Here is an 18,571-nt window from a genome sequence, read left to right as displayed (position 1 = left end):
TCATCCTTTGCCGCGCGCCCCCGATGCTACCATCCAACCGTCACTGATTGATTCGCGGCCGGTTTCGGCCTTCGAAGGGAGACGGTGCGATGGATGACCTGTTGGCTTCGATCCGCAAAATCATCGCCGACGGGCACGGCGACCCCGAAGAAGCGGTCAGAGCCGCCGAGCCCGCCTCCCACGACCCGTCCGACGCCTCGGCACCGAGCGGCGCAGCCGACAGCCTTCCCGACATCCTGGAGCGCTCCATCATGGAGGCGTTCAGCGCCGTCGACGATGCCGACGACGAGGGCGAAGCCGACGACGCCCCCGACTATGTCGGCGAGGCGGATCTTCTCGACGAGGACGCCGAGGCGGAGGAGAACGACGCCGCCGCGACGCTGACCTCGATCGCGACCGCCATCGCTGCCGAATGCCAGGTGCGCAAGGAGCGCTCGGCCGAGCCGGTCGCCGACCGAGGCGGCGAGGCGGAGCCGGTGCGCTGGCGTCCATCGGTTCTGTCGGAGCCCGGGATCGTCGACCGCCAGGTGAGGGCGCGTGCCGTCGAGCCGGCCGAGCTCGCCGTGGCGGGGCCGCCGCTGCCGCCGGAGTTCTCGTCCTCCTCGGCGCAAGCCGCTCCGGCGCGCGGTGCCGCGAGCGCCATCGCCGGCCTCAAGGCGCGCCTCGACCCGCGCTTCGTGCCGGGCCGCAGCGCGCCGCGCGAGCGCGCCAGCCTGCGCGAGGCCGACGTGCAACACGAACCCGACATGCGACACGACGCGGCGACGCCGCCTCCCATGCCACAAGAGACCCGGTCCAAGACCGATCAGAGGACTGCCGACATGACCGATAGCGCCACCGTCGATGCCCATGCCGAGGCCGCGGGCAACATGTTCCGCCGGCAGCCCGCTCCGGCGCGCAGCGAGGTCGCCGAAGACGGCCTCACCAGCCAGCGCACGCGCCAGCAGGTGAACGGCTCGTTCGAGCAACTGTCGCGGACGATCCTGTCGAACAATCCGCGCACGCTCGAGGATCTCGTGCGCGACATGATGCGTCCGCTGCTGCGCGAATGGCTCGAAGCGAACCTGCCCGACATCGTCGAGCGGCAGGTGCGCCAGGAGATCGACCGGGTCGCCTCGCGCGGCCGCTGACCGCCATTAAGCCCGGCGACGGCCCGCGTCGAACGGAGCGCTTGCGTTAGGGCGTCCGCCGCCGCAACTAAGGTCGGATGTTGCTCTGGTTCGCCATCGCCGCTCTGATCGTCCTCGCGCTCGCGGGACTGCTGATCCCGCTCGTCGTCGCGGCGCCGACCGTGTCGGACGGCGAGGACGTGGGCGTGTTCGCCGCGCAGCTCGACGAGGTCGAGGCGGACAGGGCGCGGGGCCTCCTGGGCGAATCGGAGGCGGAGAGCGCGCGCACCGAGATCGCCCGCCGCCTGCTGCGTGCCGACAAGAGCCGGCGGACGATCGCGAGGCCCGCGCGTCGCGCCTGGATCGCGGCGATCGTGGTCGTCCTGTTCGTGCCCGCCTTCGCGGTGCCGGCCTATCTCTTCCTCGGCCGGCCCGCCTACCATGATCAGCCGCTCGCCGCCCGTCTGGTGCCCAAGCCCGACGATTCGCTCGCGACGCTCGTCGCCAAGGCCGAGGCCCGCCTCGCCGAGACGCCCGACGACGGCAACGGATGGGCGGCGATCGCCCCGGCGCTGCGCCGTCTCGGCCGGTTTCAGGACGCCGCCGCAGCCTACCGCCGCGCCAGCGAGCTGCTCGGCGAGAGCGCCGACCGCCTCGCCGGCGAGGCGGAAAGCCTCGTCCTCGCCGACAACGGCAAGATCGGCCCTGCGGCGACGGACCTCCTGCAGCGAGCCGCGGCGCTCGATCCCGCCGCGCCGGGGCCGGCGATCTTCCTCGCCGTCGCGGCACGCCAGCGCGGTGACATCGAGGATGCCGCCGCGCGCTGGCGCACCCTGCTCGCCGGGGCGGACGGGAGCGAGCCGTGGCGTCCGATTGCCGCGGCGGAAATCGATCAGCTTCGCGGTATGGAGGGGGGCGAGGATCTCGACATCGCCGTGCCGGCGCCGCCGGCCGGGCCCGACGCTGCAGCGGTCGCCGCCGCGTCCAACATGACCCCCGAGGCGCGCCAGGCGATGGTGGAGGGGATGGTGGCACGACTTGCGACGCGACTCGACAGCGACGGCGGTGCGCCCGACGAATGGCTGCGCCTGGTGCGTGCCTACCGCGTGCTCGGTGACGAGGACGCCGCCCGCGCTGCCGCCGAGAAGGCGCTGAAAACCATTCCCTTGGACGATCGCACCGCGTTCGCCTCCGCCGACGGAGTCAAGGATCTCGTCACCGCGCCGCAGGAGGCGAGCCAATGAGACGGGCAAGCCGCAAGGCACGCCGGCTGGCGCTGTTCACCGTGGCGGGCGCTGCGCTCGCCCTCGCCGCGTCGCTGGTGTTCTACGCACTCGGCGACCGCATCACCTATGCGGCGACGCCGACGGAGCTCGTCGGCGGCGACCATCCCCTCGGCCAGCGCGTGCGGCTCGGCGGCCTCGTCGAAACCGGATCGGTGGTCCGCGGGGCCGACGGTCACGTGGAGTTCGCCGTCACCGACACCAAGAGCCGCGTGCCGGTCACCTACGTGGGCATCCTGCCCGACCTCTTCCGCGAGGGGCAGGGCGTGGTCGCCGAGGGCCGGCTGAATGCGGCCGGCATCCTCGCCGCCGACACGGTGCTTGCGCGGCACGACGAGACCTATATGCCCAAAGAGGTGGTGGACGCCCTCAAGGCCCAAGGCCGCTGGCAGGGCGACGTCCGCGCCGGCATGACGGAGCGTGCCGGACGTGTCGACTGAGCCGGGCGGGGAGGGCGCGCGATGCTGAACGAGCTGGGGCACGTCGCCCTCATCCTCGCGCTCGCGGTCGCCATCGTGCAGTCGCTCGCCCCGATCGTCGGCGCCCGCCGGGGCGACGCGCGGCTGATGGCGATGGCCACCCCGACGGCCGTCACCACCTTCGCGCTGGTGGCGCTCGCCTTCGTCGCGCTGACGACGGCCTACGTGCGGTCCGACTTCTCGCTGGTCAACGTGTTCGAGAACTCCCACTCCCAGAAGCCGCTGATCTACAAGATCTCCGGCGTGTGGGGGAACCACGAGGGCTCGATGCTGTTGTGGGCGCTGATCCTCACCGTGTTCGGCATGCTGGCGGCAACCCTCGGGCGGGGCATGCCGGCGAGCCTGCGCGCCACGGTGGTCGCGGTCCAGGGGTGGATCGCGACGGCGTTCCTCCTCTTCATCCTCGCGACGTCCAATCCATTCGAGCGCCTGTTGCCGGCTCCGTTCGAAGGACGCGACCTCAACCCGCTTCTCCAGGACATCGGCCTCGCGATCCATCCCCCGCTTCTCTATCTCGGCTATGTGGGCTTCTCGATCGTCTTCGCCTTCGCGGTGGCGGCGCTCATCGAGGGGCGGCTCGATGCCGCCTGGGCGCGCTGGGTGCGGCCGTGGGCGCTCCTGTCCTGGATCTTCCTCACCCTCGGCATCGCGATGGGCTCCTACTGGGCCTATTACGAACTCGGCTGGGGCGGCTGGTGGTACTGGGATCCGGTGGAGAACGCCTCCTTCATGCCCTGGCTCGCCGGCACGGCGCTGCTCCATTCGGCGGCCGTCATGGAAAAGCGCGACGCGCTCAAGGTGTGGACGGTGCTCCTCGCCCTCATCACCTTCTCGCTGTCGCTGCTCGGCACCTTCCTGGTGCGCTCCGGCGTGCTCACCTCGGTGCACGCCTTCGCGTCCGACCCCACCCGCGGTCTCTTCATCCTGATGATCCTCGTCCTCTTCATCGGCGGCTCGTTCACCCTCTTCGCGCTGCGGGCTGGCACGCTGCGGGCCGGCGGGGCGTTCGCGCCGATCAGCCGCGAGGGCGCGCTGGTGGTCAACAACGTGATCCTCACGACGGCCTGTGCCACCGTCCTCGTCGGCACGCTCTATCCGCTCGCTCTCGAGACGCTGACGGGCGAGAAGATCTCCGTCGGCCCGCCCTATTTCAACATGACGTTCATTCCGTTGATCACGCCGCTTCTGATCCTCGTTCCCGTCGGCCCGCTGCTTGCCTGGAAGCGGGGGGACCTCGCGGCCGCGGCCGAGCGGTTGGTGTTCGCCGGGGTGGCGGCGGTGCTCGCCGCGGCGCTCGCGGCCTGGCTCGCCGGCGGTGAGACGGCGCTGACGGCGGCGTTCGGGGTGGGGCTTGCGGGATGGCTCATCGTCGGCGGCCTCGCCGAGCTCGCCCTTCGCACCGGGCGGGGAACGGCGGGGGCGAGGCTTCGCCGCCTCCTCCACCTGCCGCGAGCGACATGGGGCAGCGCCTTCGCCCATGTCGGCGTGGGCGTGACCGTGCTCGGCATCGTCTCGTTGTCGTCGTTCGAGACCGAGGTGATCCGCGACATGGTGCCCGGCGACCAGGCGAGGATCGCCGGTTACACGCTCACCTTCGAGCGCGCCGAGCGCCGGCAGGGGCCGAACTACAACGATGCGACGGCGATCTTCGCCGTCTCCGCCGCCGGGCGCCGGGTCGCCACGCTGGAGCCCGCCCGCCGCGTCTATCCGGCTCGCCAGATGCCCACGACGGAGGCCGCCATCAAGACGTTCGGCGCCTCCCAACTCTACGTCACCCTCGGCGAGGTGACGGACGGGCGCGTGACGGTGCGCCTCTTCTACAAGCCCCTCGTCCTCTTCATCTGGATCGGGGCGCTGCTCGCGGCCTTCGGCGGTCTCCTGTCGCTCGTGGACCGGCGCCTGCGCATCGGCCTGCCGGCACCGGCGCGCCGCAAGATGGGCCCTGCGGTGCGCGCCGAAGCAGGGGCGACATGAAGCGCTCCGCGGCCCTCGTCATCGCCGCCGTTCTGTCGGCCTCCGGGCCCGCCCTCGCGGTGAACCCGTCGGAGCAGCTCGACGATCCTCGGCTCGAAGCGCGCGCCCGCGATCTCGCCGCCGAGCTGCGCTGCCTCGTCTGCCAGAACCAGTCGATCGACGAATCGGAGGCGGACCTTGCCAAGGATCTGCGCCTTCTGGTGCGTGAGCGCCTCGTCGCCGGCGACACCGACGAGGCGGTGCTCGCCTATATCACCGACCGCTACGGCAACTTCGTCCTCCTCAAGCCGCCGGTCACCGGATCGACGTTGATCTTGTGGGCGGCGCCGGCCGTCATCGCGCTGATCGCCCTCGTCGGGGCGGGGTTTTATGTGCGCGGGCGCCGTAAGGTGGCCGGCGCCGAGCAGCTTTCCGAGGAAGAGGAGGCGGAGGTGGCAGCCATTCTCGCCAAGCGTCACTGATGCGACCAGACACGCTGTCGGTCGACGGGGCCTATGGGTCGGCCCTGTCGGTGCGGGTGGAGCTGCCCATCGGACGACCCGCCGGTATCGCGCTCTTCGTCCACTGCCTCACCTGCGGCAAGGACCTCTTCGCGGCGCGTGCCATCGCGCGAGGCCTCGCGATCCGCGGCTTCCTGACGGCCCGGTTCGACTTCACCGGGCTCGGCGCGTCGGGCGGCGACTTCGCCTCCACCGACTTCTCCGCCAACGTCGAGGATGTCGTCCGCGTCGCCGAGGCGCTCGGGGCGCACTATGGCGGCCCGCAGCTCCTCGTCGGCCATTCGATCGGCGGAGCGGCGGCGATCCTCGCGGCACGGCGCCTCCCGCAGGTGACGGCCGTCGCCACCATCGGCGCGCCCGCCTCGGCCGATCCGGTCCTGAAGCACCTTGCCGCCGATCCCGACCCGAGCGCGGCCGACGGAGTGGTGCCGATCACGCTCGGCGGGCGCAGCTTCACCGTCCGTCGCGAGTTTCTCGACGACATCTCCGGCCACAAGGTGGAGGAGGCGGCGCGCGCGATGGACGCGGCCTTCCTGGTGCTCCACGCGCCGCTCGATCAGATGGTGGGGATCGACAACGCGACCCGCCTCTTCCTCGCCGCCCACCATCCGCGCAGCTTCATTTCGCTCGACGCCGCCGACCACCTCCTGGAGCGCGACGAGGATGCGCGCTATGCCGCCGACGTGGTGGCCGCCTGGGCGAGCCGCTACGTCATCGCGCCCGAAGCGCCGGAGCTGCCGGAGGGAACCGTGCGCGCGGAGGATGCCGGCGGTCCCTTCCGCACGCTGATCGCGACCGGCGGCCACGCGATCCCCGCCGACGAGCCGCGCTCGGCCGGCGGTGAGGACACCGGCCCCTCGCCCTACGATCTCCTCGCCGCGGGCCTTGCCGCCTGCACCTTGATGACGCTGCGCCTCTACGGCGCCCGCAAGGGGTGGACGGTGGAGGCGAGCGTCGACGTGGTGCACGAGAAGGTGCATGCCGAGGACGTCGCCGAGGCGACCGTCAAGCCCGGCGCCGACGGCCGCATCGATCTCTTCCGGCGGATGATCCACTTCGCGTCGTCGACGCCGCCCGACCAGCGCAAGCGGCTTCTCGAGATCGCCGATCGCTGCCCCGTCCACCGCACCCTCGAGCGCGGCGCCGCCATCATCACCACCGCCGTCTAAACGCGTGGAAAAGTCGCCGACGCGCCAAGGCTTACGAAATCGTCACACTGCGGACAGTGCGACGTAATGTGATCACTCATATCTTGGCCACCAAGCCCGATCGTTTGAGGGCTATCGGATGCCGAGAGGAGTTTCTATGGCACTCAAATTGACCCCGTCGTCGAAGCGCCGCACGAGCGTGCTGCTCGTCGGCACTTTCCTTCTGGGTGCGGCCGGCGCAACGTTCTTCGATGGGAGGACGACGACCCCCGCGTACGCTCAGAACCTCTCCGAACAGGTTCCGCAGACGGCCAGCCGCAATGCTCCCGGGTTCGCCGACATCGTCGACCGCGTGAGCCCGGCGGTGGTGTCGATCCAGGTCAAGAGCCACGCCCGCCGCCAGCTTTCGTCGTTCGAGGGCACCCCCTTCGAGCACTTCTTCGAGGAGTTCAGCGACCGCTTTGGTGGCAACCGGGAGCGCTTCGGCCAGCAGCGCCGTGACCGTGGCCGTCAGTTCTCCATGGGCCAGGGTTCCGGCTTCCTCATCTCCAAGGACGGCTACATCGTCACCAACGGCCACGTTGTGGACGGAGCCGAAGAGGTGAGCGTCGTCCTGCACAATGGCGACGTGCTCGATGCCGAGGTGATCGGCGTCGATGATCGGACCGACCTCGCCCTCGTCAAGGTGAAGCGCGATCAGGACTTCCCGTTCGTGACCTTCGCCACGCACGAGACGCGCGTCGGCGACTGGGTAATGGCTGTCGGCAACCCGTTCGGTCTCGGCGGCACCGTGACGGCAGGTATTGTGTCCGCACGGGGCCGCGAGATCGGCGCGGGTCCCTACGACGACTTCATCCAGATCGACGCGCCCATCAACCGCGGCAACTCCGGTGGGCCGACCTTCAACCTCAACGGCAACGTGGTCGGCGTGAACACCGCCATCTACTCGCCGTCGGGCGGCTCGGTGGGCATCGGCTTCGCCATCCCGGCCTCGATCGCCTCCAACGTCGTCGCCGACCTGATGGACGACGGCACCGTGACGCGGGGTTGGCTCGGCGTGCAGATCCAGCCGATCACCCCGGAGATCGCCGAGAGCCTCGGCCGCAACGACGTGGTCGGCGCGCTCGTGACGCAACCGCAGTCCGGCAGCCCCGCCGACCAGGCCGGCCTCACGGCGGGCGACGCCATCCTCTCCGTCGACGGCAAGAAGGTCGACGGCCCGCGCGACCTTGCGCGCACCATCTCCTCCCGCTCGCCGGGCGACACGGTCACGCTGAAGATCTGGCGTCAGGGCAAGGCCGAGGACGTCGACGTCAAGCTCGGCACGCTGAAGGCCGACGACGGCGACAACAGCGAGCGCCGGATGTCGCGCAACGAGGATCGCGGCGCGTCCGACGTTCTCGGGATGACGCTCGCCCCGACCGAAGACGTCGGCATCGACGGCCCGGGCCTCGCCGTGGTCGAGATCGACCCCGAGGGCGCCGCCGCACAGGCCGGCATCCGCGTCGGCGACGTGATCCTGCAGGCCGGTGGCGTCAACACGGCCGATGCCAGCGACCTCGAGAACGGCATCCACACGGCCAACCGCGAAGGGCGCAAGAACGTCCTCCTCAAGCTGCAGACGGGGGAGAACACACGCTTCGTCGCGCTGCCGGTGGACGAAGAGCGCAGCTGACATCACCTTACGGCCGAAGGTGACGCGAGGGCCGGGCGTTCGCGTCCGGCCCTTTTCGATGGACTGAGCCATGAAAGTTCTGATTGTCGAAGACGACACCGACGCCGCGTCCTACCTCGCGCGGGGCCTCACCGAAGCGGGCCATACGAGCGAGGTCGCGGGCGACGGCGAGACGGGTCTCGAGCTCGCGTCGATGAACGAGTACGACGTGCTCATCGTCGACCGCATGCTGCCCAAGCGCGACGGCCTGTCGCTGATCGAGACGCTGCGCGCGAAGGACAGGCAGGTGCCTATCCTGGTCCTGTCGGCCCTCTCCCAGGTCGACGACCGAGTGAAGGGGCTGCGCGCGGGCGGTGACGACTACCTCACCAAGCCCTATGCCTTCACTGAGCTCCTCGCCCGCATCGAGGCGCTGTCGCGCCGCAAGCAGACGGCGGACTTCGAGGCGGTCTATCGGGTCGGCGATCTTGAGCTCGACCGCCTTTCCCACACGGTGAGCCGTGCCGGAAAGCCGGTCGTCTTGCAGCCGCGCGAGTTCCGCCTGCTCGAATATCTGATGCGCCACGCGGGGCAGGTCGTCACCCGCACGATGCTGTTGGAGAATGTGTGGGACTATCACTTCGATCCGCAGACCAACGTGATCGACGTCCACATTTCCCGCCTCCGCGGCAAGATCGACAAGGCGTTCGAGCGGCCCCTCGTTCACACCGTGCGCGGGGCGGGTTATGTGATCCGGGCCGACGCGGACTAGCCGGCTCCGCATCGGTGGGCACCGAGCAAGGGTCGGCGAGAGGAAGCCGGCCCGCGGCCGGCGAGGGGAGGGGATGAGCGAGGCACCGACCACGGCCGACGCCCTTGGCGCTCCCTCGCGCGGCCGCTCGCGTCCGATCGGCGCCGAGCGCCACCACGGCGGCCGCCTGGCACGGCTCGTGCGCACGACGGCGTTCAAGCTCACCCTCGTCTATCTCATCGTGTTCGTGGCGCTGTCGCTGGCGCTGATCGCCTACATCTCGTCCACCACGGCGCGCCTCATCGACCGCCAGCTCGAGACCGCCATCGACGGCGAGACCAGCGAGCTCGTGGCGCAGTTTCGCACCGGCAACCTCTTCAAGGTGATGGACGCCATCGAGCGGCGCTCGATGCGGCCGGACGCGAGCGTCTATCTCATCACCGACTTCTCGGGAAATCCGCTCATCGGCAACGTCGCCGAGCTGATCTACGATCCGGCCGACGCGCAGCCGGGAAAGACCTTCCCGGTGCGCTACAACCGCCTGCGCAGCGAGGCGGGAGAGCCGACGCACCGGGCGATCGCCAAGCTCTCCGTCCTCGGCGGCGGCTACCGCCTCCTCGTCGGGCGCGACGTGGAGGACCGCATCGAGTTCTCGACCATCATCCGCCGCTCGATCCGCGGGGCGATCCTCGTGGTGGTGGCGTTGGCGCTCGTTTCCTGGATCTTCCTGTCGCGCTCGGTTCTGCGCAAGGTGGACGCCATCGCCGCGAGTTCGCGCCGGATCGTCGCCGGCGACCTTGCCCGGCGCCTGCCCACCGACCAGTCGGGCGACGAGTTCGACCGCCTCGCCGACAGCGTCAACGGGATGCTCGACGAAATCGAGCGCCTCCACGCCGGCCTGCAGGAGGTGTCGCAGAACATCGCCCACGATCTCAAGACGCCGCTGACGCGGGTGCGCAACCGCCTCGACGAGATGCTGCGCCATCGACCCGAGCCCGAGGATGCCGAAGCGAGCCTCGCCGTCGCCATCGAGGAGTGCGACCAGCTCATCCGCACTTTCGAGGCGCTGCTGACCATCGCTCGCGTCGAAAGCCACTCGGCGAGGATTTCGCTGGAGCCGACCGACCTCTCGGCCCTTCTCGCCGACATGGCCGAGTTCTACGAGCCCGCCACCGAGGACGTCGGCATGCGTCTCACCACGTCGATCGCCCCGGCGATCACCATCCGGGGCGAGCCGACCTTGCTGCGCAACATGCTGGCGAACCTTCTCGACAACGCACTGAAATACGGGGCGAGCGACATGGCGCGAGTGGACCTTTCGCTGCACACCGAGGGCGACAAGGCGGTGATCCTCGTGCGCGACCACGGCGAGGGGGTTGCCGACGCCCACCGCGCCCGCCTGACCGATCGTTTCGTGCGGATGGATGCCGCCCGCTCCAAGCCCGGTGCCGGCCTCGGCCTCTCGATGGTCAAGGCGATCGTCGGCCATCACGGCGGCACCCTCGACCTTCTCGACGCCGACCCGGGCCTCGCCGTCCGCATCGCGCTGCCGCTCGCGCCCTGACTCATACCATGACCTGCGCCATGACCCGCCCGCTCGCCGACCTCCTCGTGCCGCTCGACGGGCCGGGCGACGCGCGTTTCGCCGAGACGATCTGCCCCCTCGACGGGGTGAGCGAGCGTGCCCTTGCCGCGCTCGCCACCGTCGCCGACGTCTCGCCCTATCTCGCCGGGCTGATGTCGACCCACACGGCGGAGCTGCAGGAGCTGTTGTTGCGCCCGCTGGCCGACACCGTCGCCGAGGCGACACGGCTCGATCCCACGGCCGACCTTGCCGAGGCCGAACGTCGGCTCCGCGTCGCCAAGGCGAAGATCTCGATCGCGGTCGGCCTCGCCGACCTCTGCGGCGGTGCGGACGTCGCGACCGTGACGCGCGCGCTCAGCGACATGGCCGACGCGGCGATCGAAAGCGCGCTCCGCAGCGTGCTGCTCGACACGGCCGCCCGCGGCGTGGTCGACGATCCGGATCCGGCGCGGTGCGGCCTCGTCATCCTCGGGCTCGGCAAGCTCGGCGCCCACGAGCTCAATTACTCGAGCGACGTCGACCTCGTCGCCCTCGTCGATCTCGACCGGGCGCGGCTGCGCGGCATCGATCAGCAACGTGCCGTGCGGATGATCCAGCGGGTGTCGAAGCTTCTCCAGGCCCGCACCGCCGACGGCTACGTCTTCCGCGTCGACCTTCGACTGCGCCCCGATCCCGGTTCCACGCCGCTCGCCGTCTCCACTCGCGCGGCGATCCGCTACTTCCAGTCCCGCGCTCGGAGCTGGGAGCGTCAGGCGATGGTGAAGGCGCGCCAGGTGGCCGGCGACCGTGTCGCGGGCGAGGCCTATCTCGCGGCCATCGAGCCGTCGGTGTGGCGCAGCTCCTACGACTTCACCGCCATCGACGACGCGATGGAGATGCGCGAGCAGATCGCCATGGTGCGCGGCGCCGGCGACGTCACGGTGCCGGGGCACAACGTCAAGCTCGGCCGAGGCGGGATCCGCGAGGTGGAGTTCTTCGTGCAGAGCCTCCAGCGTGTCGCCGGCGGCCGCGATCGGCGCCTTCGCGGGCGCGGCACGGTGGCGATGCTGAGCGCGCTCGCCGACGCCGGCTGGATCACCGCGCGCACGCGCGACATCCTCACCGTCGCCTACGAGCATCTGCGAAAGGCCGAGCACCGCGTCCAGATGGTCGCCGACGAACAGACCCACACGCTGCCCGCCGCCGCCGGCCTGCCGCGGATCGCGCGGATGATGCGCGACGCCGACTTCGAAGCGACCATGCGCACCACCTTCGAGGAGGTGCACCGGGAGTTCGCGACGCTTCCGAACATCGTCGCGCAGCACAACCCCGAGTTCGCCCGCCTGCGCAATCTCGGCGCCCACGTGCCCGAAGCCGTCCATGCCCTCTTCGACGCGCGTTTCGCCGTCTGGCTCGAAGGCGGCTACACGAGCCTGCGCACGCCCCGCGCACGGCGCCTTCTGGAAGACCTCAAGGCCGACTTCCTCACCGCCACGGCGCTGACGCCGGACCCGGAGGCGACCCTCGTCGAGCTCGACAACTTCTTCGCCCGGCTGCCGGCGGGGGTCGATCTTCTCGCCCGCCTCGATCTCCAGCGCGACCTCATCCCGGTGCTCGTCCTGATCGTGTCGGCGGCTCCGCGGCTCGCGGCGGAGCTGACCCGGCGCGCCCACCTTCTCGACGTTCTGGTCGACCCCGCCTTCTTCGGCACCCTGCCGGACGTGGAGGGCCTGCGGGCCGAGCTCGCCCATCGCCTGTCGCTGCAACCGGACTATGAGGCTCGGCTCGACGCGATGCGCGTGTTCGGCCAGGAGCAGATGCTCCTGATCAACGTGCGCATCCTCACCGGCTCGCTCGCCGGCCGCGAGGCGGGGGAGGCGACGACGCGCCTTGCCGACGTCCTCGCCCCGACCGCCCTCGACGTCGCCCGGGAGGAGTTCGAGACCCGTCACGGCAGCTTCCCCGAGGCCGACGTCGCGCTGATCGCGCTCGGCAAGTTCGGCAGCCGCGAGATGACGGCGACGAGCGATCTCGACCTCGTCTTCCTCTACGACTGCGCCGAGGACGCGGGCGAATCGGACGGCGACAAGCCCCTGTCGCCCGGCCACTACTATACCCGCCTCGCCCAGCGCTTCATCGCCGCCCTGTCGGCCCCCACCGCGCGCGGCACGCTCTACGACGTCGACCTGCGGCTCAGGCCGTCCGGGCGGTCCGGGCCGATCGCCACCCACATCCGCTCCTTCGAGCGCTACCATACGGAGAGCGCCTGGACGTGGGAGCACATGGCGCTCACCCGTGCCCGCGTGGTGGCCGGCAAGACGCCGCTGGTGGCTCGCGCGATCGCCACGATCGACGCCGCGCTGACCGCGCCGCGCGATCGCACGGTGCTCGCCGAGGAGGTCGCGGCGATGCGCCGGCGCATGGCCGAGCAGCACGCCACCGGTCTCAAGCACGCGCCGGGCGGGCAGGTGGACGTGGAGTTCATCGCCCAGTTCCTGCAGCTCGCCGAGGGTCTTCTGGCGCTCGACGAAGCGACGAGCACGCCGGCCGCTCTCGCCCGCGCGCTCACCGCCGGCGCCCTCGAGGAGGACGCCTACGAGATCCTCGTCGGCGCCCACGGCCTCTATCAGCGCCTGTCGCAGCTTCTCGCCATAGCGGGGGTGGGCGAGCGACCCATCGTCGAGGCGCCGAGCGCGCTGAAGCCGCTCCTCGTGCGCGCCGGCGAGGCTCCGGACATGGAGTTCCTCATCAGCGACATCGCCGACCGCCGGCGCATGGTGCGCGAACTCTTCGAGACGATCGTCGCGCCGCTCACGACTTGAGGCGCTCGCGGCGCCCCACTCGGTGCGGACTTAGGCGGCGCGGCCCTCGTGGTTCTCCCGCGGCAGGCGCACCGTCACCGTGGTGCCCTGGCCCACCTCGGACTGGATCTCCATCTTGCCGCGGTGCAGCTCGGTGAGCGAGCGGGCGATGGCGAGGCCGAGACCGGAGCCCTGGTGCGTCTTGGTGAACTGGTTCTCCACCTGCACGAAGGGCTGGCCGAGGCGTTCGAGCTCGCGCTTCGGAATGCCGATGCCGTTGTCCTCCACCGCCACCACGACATAGTCGCGCTCGAGCCGGGCGCGGGTCGTCACGCAGCCGTCGTTGGGGGTGAACTTCACCGCGTTGGACATGAGGTTCAGGAGGATCTGCTTCATCGCGCGGCGGTCCACCTGGATGCGCATCCCCTCCGAGATCGCCGAGGCGAGGGTGATGTTCTTCTCTGCCGAGATGGGCGTCATGATGCGCATCGCCTCGTTGAACAGCTCGGTGAGGTCGACGAGCTCCACCGACAGGTCCACCTGACCCGCCTCGATGCGGCTCATGTCGAGGATGTCGTTGATGACGCCCAGGAGGTAGGTGCCCGAGTGGTGGATGTCGGCGCAATATTCCTCGTATTTCGGTGCGCCGAGGGCCCCGAACATCTGGTTCCGCATGATCTCGGAGAAGCCGATGATCGCGTTGAGCGGCGTCCTCAGCTCGTGCGAGATGTTGGCGAGGAACTCCGACTTCGCCCGGTTGGCGTCCTCGGCGCGGGTCTTCTCCTCGGCGTATTTCTCGGCGAGCTCGGCGAGCTGGCGCGTCTGGTTCTCCGCGGTGCGCCGCGCGTTCTTCAGCTCGACGACGTTGGCCTTCAATCGCTTTTCCGATTCCATCAGCCGCTCCTCGTGATTCTTGAGGGCGGTGATGTCGGTGCCGACGGAGACGAAGCCGCCGTCCTTGGTGCGGCGTTCGTTGATCTGCAGCCAGCGGCCGCCGGCAAGCTCGGCCTCGTAGGAGCGCTCGGCGTCGGGCCCGTCGGAGTGGGAGAGGAGCTGGGAGGACACGACGGGCTGGCGCGCCGCGTCGAGCACCACATGGTAGGGCGTGCCGGGGCGCACCGCCTCGTCGGGCAGGGTGTGCATCTCCTGATATTTGGTGTTGCACATGACGAGGCGGTTCTGGGCGTCCCACAGGACGAAGGCTTCCGATACCGTCTCGATGGCGTCACGCAGGCGCATGTCGGCGGTGGCGGACTGCTCGGCGAGGCGCTTCTGCTCGGTGGTGTCGAGGGCGACGCCGATGAGGTGAGGGCGGCCGGAATCCTCGTCCGTCACGAGCTCGGCGCGGAAGCGCAGCCAGATCCACTGTCCCCCGGCGTGGCGCATGCGCAAGGTGCGGTCGAGCACCGGGTCGCCGCTTGTGAGCTGGCGCTCGGCGAGCTCGTAGAGACCGCCGTCGTCGGGGTGGACGAGGGCGGAGACCTCGCGGAACCCCATCAGCTCGTCGCGCGGCGGCATACCGAGCACCTCGAACATCGACGGCGTCCAGAACATCCGCCCGCGGGCGACGTCCCAGTCGAACAAACCGCACCGGCCGCGGGTGAGGGCGGTGTCCATGCGGTTGTTGGTGGCGGTGTAGATCTGATCGGCCGAACGCGCCCGGGCGGCCTGGGCATAGAAGGCGTAGACCACCACGATGATGACCCCCGCCGTGCACATGAAGAGCACGGCGTTGGTGGAAAGCTCCGCCCGCCAGGCCGACAGGATGCGCTGCTCGGGCTGGGTGACGGCCACCATCACGTTGCGGTCGGCGAGATGGTGGACGGTGGCGTAGAGTTCTCCGTCGCCGCTCCTGACCTCCATCACGCCGGCGCGGCGGCCGAAGGTGGTCATCGGCTGGTTGGGGCCGAGGAGGCGCGCCACCGGCCCGCCCACGAGATCGGAGCGGAAGGGCGAGGTCGCGGAGATCGTGTCGCCCTCGATGAGGGAGATCTGACGGCCGTTCTCCGTCGCCCCGTCGGGCAGGCTCTCCACGAAGTTGGTGTCGAGGGGCACGCTCTCGACGGCCGCACGGCGCGACATCTCGGCGGCGATGGCGCTCGCGACGAGGGTGATCTCCTCGCGCGCCCGGTCCTGGATCTTGGTGCGATGATCGAGCGCGATCGCCACCTGGTAGGCCGCGATCACCAGGATGAAGATCACCGTCAGCAACGGAATCGCGCGGCGCAGCCAGGGCTCGCGGGCGACGAGCTCGCCGTAGCCGGGGGCGGCGAGGAGACGAACGTGCCCGTTCATCTGTCGCGCCCTCGCCGAGCGCGCGCCCGTCAGCGGCTCCGGCCGTGCCGCTTCGGCGTGCGGCGGAACCTCTTCGTGCGGCGAGCGCGCCCGGGCGGCGCCGGAGCCGGCCGCGAGGGAGCGCTCGGCTTGGCTGCGTTCGGCCTGGGTGCGCTCCGAAGGCACGGCACGGGCCGGGCGGTGGGCGCCTTGGGTGGGGCGCGGCCGGGCCGGCGCGGGCGCCGGCTCCTTGCGCACGGGTCCCCGCGCCGACAGGAAAGGCGGGATCACGCCCGCCGTGTCCGCCGGCACGGCGCGGGCATCGTCCTCAACTGGCACGCGCGTGATGACGGACATGGGTTCCCTGGAAAATGCCCCGAATCGCCCCGATTATGAGCTGCTTCCAAGCATTGTCCAATGAGGGTTAACGTCTCGTTAGTGGATTGGCGTTCCCTCAACCTTTGAGCAGCCGCCGCACGATATCGGCGACGTCGGACGAGCGGGCCCGGGCCTGGACGTCCTGCAGCACGGCGCGGGCCGCCTCGCGACGCGGCGCGTCGAAGCGGCGATATTCGCCGAACGCCGTGAGGAGGCGTGCCGCGACCTGCGGGTTCTGCTGGTCGAGCGTGGTCGCGACCTCGGCGAGGAGGCGGTAGCCCGCCCCGTCGGCCCGATGGAAGGCGGCGATGTTCTGCGTGAACGCCCCGATGAGGCTGCGCACACGGTTCGGGTTCTTCAGGCTGAACTTCGGGTGGGCCATCAACTCCCGCACCCGCTCCACCGAGCGCCCGTCACTGCGCAACGCCTCGATGCTGAACCACTTGTTGAGCACCAGCGGCTCGTCCTCGAAAGCGTCGTGGAACGCCTTCAGCGCCGCGTCCGCCTCCGGCGCGTTGGCGGCGGCGAGGGCGTTGAGGGCGGCGAGGCGGTCGGTCATGTTCGTCGCCTCCATCGCCTGGCGGACGGTCGCCTCGCGGGCGCCGCCGGCCGTCGCGAGATGCTGGGCGGCGTTGCGCAGGGCACGTTCGCCGGCTGCGGCCGCACGCACGTCGTCGGCGGTCGGGGCAGGGCGGGCGCGCAGCTTGGCGAGGGTGTCGGCCATCGCCGCGCCGAGAGCGGCGGTGAGCTCCTGGTGGGCGGCGTCCACCTTGTCGGCGTCGACGTCGCCGGCGAGCACCTCCACCAGCGTGCCGCGGGAGGGGAGCTGAAGCACGAAGGCGCGGAACGCGGGCTCCATGCGCGGATCGGCGGCGATGCGGCCGATCGACTCTGCGAGCGCGTCGACCTCCAGCGAGCCGCCCCAATAGCGGTCCACGAGCACCCCGAGGGCGAGGCGCTGGCTCGCATCCCACAGGTTGAAGGGATCGCTGTCACGCTCCAAGAGCGCCATGTCGCGCACCGGATCGACCGGCCGATCGATGTGCACCGGCGCGGAGAAGCCGCGGAAGACGGAGGCGATGGGCTCTTCGTTGAGCCCGTCGATGTTGATCGTCGCGCTTTCCTTGAGCGTCAGAATATCGCCGCACAGGCTGCCCTCCTCGACGCCGGCGCCGGAGAGGTCGAGCGCGCCGGTCTGGCCGAGGACGGCGAGGCGCACCGGGATCGGCTTGATCGCTCCGCCCTCGGGCGGGCACTGGGTGAGCTGCAGGCTGTAGCGGCCGTCCACGTAGGCCTCGTCCACCCGCACCGTCGGCGTGCCGGCGTCGTGGTACCAGCGCATGAAGGCGTCGGGCTCGTCGAGCTCGAAGCAGGAGATGAAGTCCTCCACCGTGGCGGCGGTGCCGTCGAAGCGCTCGAAATAGGTGTCCATGCCGCGGCGGAAGGCGGTCTCGCCGATGAAGGTGTGGAGCATGCGGATGAGCTCGGCACCCTTCTCGTAGACGGTGGTGGTGTAGAGGTTGGAGATCTCGGCATATTCGGCGGGCCGCACGGGATGGCGCAGCGGACCGGCGTCTTCCGGGAACTGGGCGAGGCGCAGGCGTCGCACGTCCTCGATCCGCTCCACCGCGCGCGAGCGCATGTCGGCGGAGAACTCCTGGTCGCGGAACACGGTCAGCCCTTCCTTGAGGCAGAGCTGGAACCAGTCTCGGCAGGTGATGCGATTGCCCGTCCAGTTGTGGAAATATTCGTGCGCGATCACCGCCTCGATGCCGGAGTAGTCGGTATCGGTCGCGAGCCGCGGGTCGGCGAGCACGTAGCGGTCGTTGAAGACGTTGAGGCCCTTGTTCTCCATCGCCCCCATGTTGAAGTCCGACACGGCGACGATGTTGAAGACGTCGAGATCGTACTCGCGGCCGAAGCGCGTTTCGTCCCAGCGCATGGAGCGCTTCAGCGCGTCCATGGCGTACTCGGCGCGCGCCTCCTTGCCGGGCTCGACGTAGATCGCGAGATCGACCGCCTTGCCGGACTGGGTGGTGAAGGTGTCCGTGACGGCACCGAGCACGCCGGCGACCACGGCGAAGAGATAGGTCGGCTTGGGGAAGGGGTCGTGCCAGTGGGAGTAGCGGCGCCCACCCATCTTGCCCGAGGCGATCAGGTTGCCGTTCGACAGGAGCACCGGCTCGCCGGGAGTGTCGTCGGCGAGGACGAGCACGTCGTAGACCGTGAGCACGTCCGGCCGATCGTAGGCGTAGGTGATGCGGCGAAAGCCCTCGGCCTCGCACTGGGTGCAATAGACGCCGTTGGAGCGGTAGAGGCCCATCAACTCGGTGTTGTCGTCGGGCGAGACGATGGTGACGAGGGTCAGCGTGAAGCGCTTCTTCGGCGGCACCTTCAGGACGAAGCGGTCGGGCGTCGCCTCGTAGGCGGAGGCGGAGAGCGCCATGCCGTCGAGCTGCGCCTCCACGAGCACCAGCCCGTCGCCTTCGAGGACGAGCGGGTCGTCGACGTTTCCGGCGGGCTCGTAGGCCGTTTCGTTGCGCACCACCGTGCGCGTCGGATGCAGCGCGATCATCAGCGTCGTCGACGGGGCGCGATAGGGGGTCGGCGCATAGTCCTCGAGATGGACGGTCTGGCCGGTGTCGGTTCGCATCAT

General features: G+C 70.2%; 12 protein-coding genes. 10 read left to right on the top strand and 2 right to left on the bottom strand.

The window, feature by feature from the left end:
* Positions 1 to 89 precede the first annotated feature (89 nt).
* From JCR33_RS24810 to JCR33_RS03580, 10 genes are all read left to right on the top strand, one after another.
* On the top strand, positions 90 to 1,130 hold the full coding sequence (locus JCR33_RS24810) for a PopZ family protein (protein ID WP_232372193.1): 1,041 nt from the start codon (positions 90 to 92) through the stop codon (positions 1,128 to 1,130).
* Positions 1,131 to 1,207: 77 nt separating this feature from the next.
* Positions 1,208 to 2,353: a c-type cytochrome biogenesis protein CcmI gene (gene ccmI / locus JCR33_RS03620; RefSeq protein ID WP_198880660.1), complete on the top strand. Its 1,146-nt coding sequence runs from the start codon at positions 1,208 to 1,210 to the stop codon at positions 2,351 to 2,353.
* A complete protein-coding gene (ccmE, locus tag JCR33_RS03615) occupies positions 2,350 to 2,832 on the top strand; it encodes a cytochrome c maturation protein CcmE (protein WP_198880659.1) in 483 nt (160 codons plus the stop codon). The genes ccmI and ccmE overlap by 4 nt, the downstream gene beginning before the upstream one ends.
* Positions 2,833 to 2,853: 21 nt before the next feature.
* Positions 2,854 to 4,845: a heme lyase CcmF/NrfE family subunit gene (locus tag JCR33_RS03610; protein WP_198880658.1), complete on the top strand. Its 1,992-nt coding sequence runs from the start codon at positions 2,854 to 2,856 to the stop codon at positions 4,843 to 4,845.
* On the top strand, positions 4,842 to 5,306 hold the full coding sequence (locus JCR33_RS03605) for a cytochrome c-type biogenesis protein (protein WP_198880657.1): 465 nt from the start codon (positions 4,842 to 4,844) through the stop codon (positions 5,304 to 5,306). The genes JCR33_RS03610 and JCR33_RS03605 overlap by 4 nt, the downstream gene beginning before the upstream one ends.
* Entirely contained in the window at positions 5,306 to 6,514 is a 1,209-nt protein-coding gene (locus JCR33_RS03600) for an alpha/beta fold hydrolase (protein WP_198880656.1), read from the top strand. Before JCR33_RS03605 ends, JCR33_RS03600 begins: the two co-directional genes overlap by 1 nt.
* 136 nt (positions 6,515 to 6,650) lie before the next feature.
* Positions 6,651 to 8,168 (top strand): Do family serine endopeptidase, encoded by a 1,518-nt coding sequence (locus JCR33_RS03595; RefSeq protein ID WP_198880655.1) that lies wholly within the window; start codon positions 6,651 to 6,653, stop codon positions 8,166 to 8,168.
* Between the two features lie 70 nt (positions 8,169 to 8,238).
* Entirely contained in the window at positions 8,239 to 8,919 is a 681-nt protein-coding gene (locus tag JCR33_RS03590; protein ID WP_198880654.1) for a response regulator transcription factor, read from the top strand.
* A gap of 73 nt (positions 8,920 to 8,992) precedes the next feature.
* Complete coding sequence (locus tag JCR33_RS03585) at positions 8,993 to 10,462, top strand: sensor histidine kinase (RefSeq protein ID WP_198880653.1); 1,470 nt, start codon at positions 8,993 to 8,995, stop codon at positions 10,460 to 10,462.
* A gap of 20 nt (positions 10,463 to 10,482) precedes the next feature.
* Positions 10,483 to 13,284, top strand: coding sequence for a bifunctional [glutamine synthetase] adenylyltransferase/[glutamine synthetase]-adenylyl-L-tyrosine phosphorylase (locus JCR33_RS03580; protein WP_198880652.1), 2,802 nt, complete (start codon positions 10,483 to 10,485; stop codon positions 13,282 to 13,284).
* Between the two features lie 30 nt (positions 13,285 to 13,314).
* Here the strand turns inward: JCR33_RS03580 and JCR33_RS03575 are convergent, their stop codons facing one another.
* Together JCR33_RS03575 and pepN are read right to left on the bottom strand one after the other, a co-directional pair.
* Positions 13,315 to 15,894: a PAS domain-containing sensor histidine kinase gene (locus JCR33_RS03575; RefSeq protein ID WP_232372191.1), complete on the bottom strand. Its 2,580-nt coding sequence runs from the start codon at positions 15,892 to 15,894 to the stop codon at positions 13,315 to 13,317.
* Between the two features lie 97 nt (positions 15,895 to 15,991).
* Entirely contained in the window at positions 15,992 to 18,568 is a 2,577-nt protein-coding gene (pepN, locus tag JCR33_RS03570; RefSeq protein WP_198880741.1) for an aminopeptidase N, read from the bottom strand.
* Between the last annotated feature and the right edge of the window lie 3 nt (positions 18,569 to 18,571).

This window comes from Acuticoccus mangrovi, from assembly GCF_016411865.1.
GTDB classification, from domain to species: Bacteria; Pseudomonadota; Alphaproteobacteria; order Rhizobiales; family Amorphaceae; genus Acuticoccus; species Acuticoccus mangrovi.
Note: the sequence above shows the minus strand (reverse complement) of the source record. Positions and strands in the feature narration are given on the sequence as shown.

Coding starts and splice junctions, on each gene's coding strand:
- JCR33_RS24810 (WP_232372193.1), top strand. CDS start 90: ATGGATGACCTGTTGGCTTCGATCCGCAAAATCATCGCCGACGGGCAC.
- JCR33_RS03600 (WP_198880656.1), top strand. CDS start 5,306: ATGCGACCAGACACGCTGTCGGTCGACGGGGCCTATGGGTCGGCCCTG.
- JCR33_RS03585 (WP_198880653.1), top strand. CDS start 8,993: ATGAGCGAGGCACCGACCACGGCCGACGCCCTTGGCGCTCCCTCGCGC.
- JCR33_RS03590 (WP_198880654.1), top strand. CDS start 8,239: ATGAAAGTTCTGATTGTCGAAGACGACACCGACGCCGCGTCCTACCTC.
- ccmE (WP_198880659.1), top strand. CDS start 2,350: ATGAGACGGGCAAGCCGCAAGGCACGCCGGCTGGCGCTGTTCACCGTG.
- pepN (WP_198880741.1), bottom strand. CDS start 18,568: ATGCGAACCGACACCGGCCAGACCGTCCATCTCGAGGACTATGCGCCG.
- JCR33_RS03595 (WP_198880655.1), top strand. CDS start 6,651: ATGGCACTCAAATTGACCCCGTCGTCGAAGCGCCGCACGAGCGTGCTG.
- JCR33_RS03610 (WP_198880658.1), top strand. CDS start 2,854: ATGCTGAACGAGCTGGGGCACGTCGCCCTCATCCTCGCGCTCGCGGTC.
- JCR33_RS03605 (WP_198880657.1), top strand. CDS start 4,842: ATGAAGCGCTCCGCGGCCCTCGTCATCGCCGCCGTTCTGTCGGCCTCC.
- JCR33_RS03580 (WP_198880652.1), top strand. CDS start 10,483: ATGACCCGCCCGCTCGCCGACCTCCTCGTGCCGCTCGACGGGCCGGGC.
- ccmI (WP_198880660.1), top strand. CDS start 1,208: ATGTTGCTCTGGTTCGCCATCGCCGCTCTGATCGTCCTCGCGCTCGCG.
- JCR33_RS03575 (WP_232372191.1), bottom strand. CDS start 15,894: ATGTCCGTCATCACGCGCGTGCCAGTTGAGGACGATGCCCGCGCCGTG.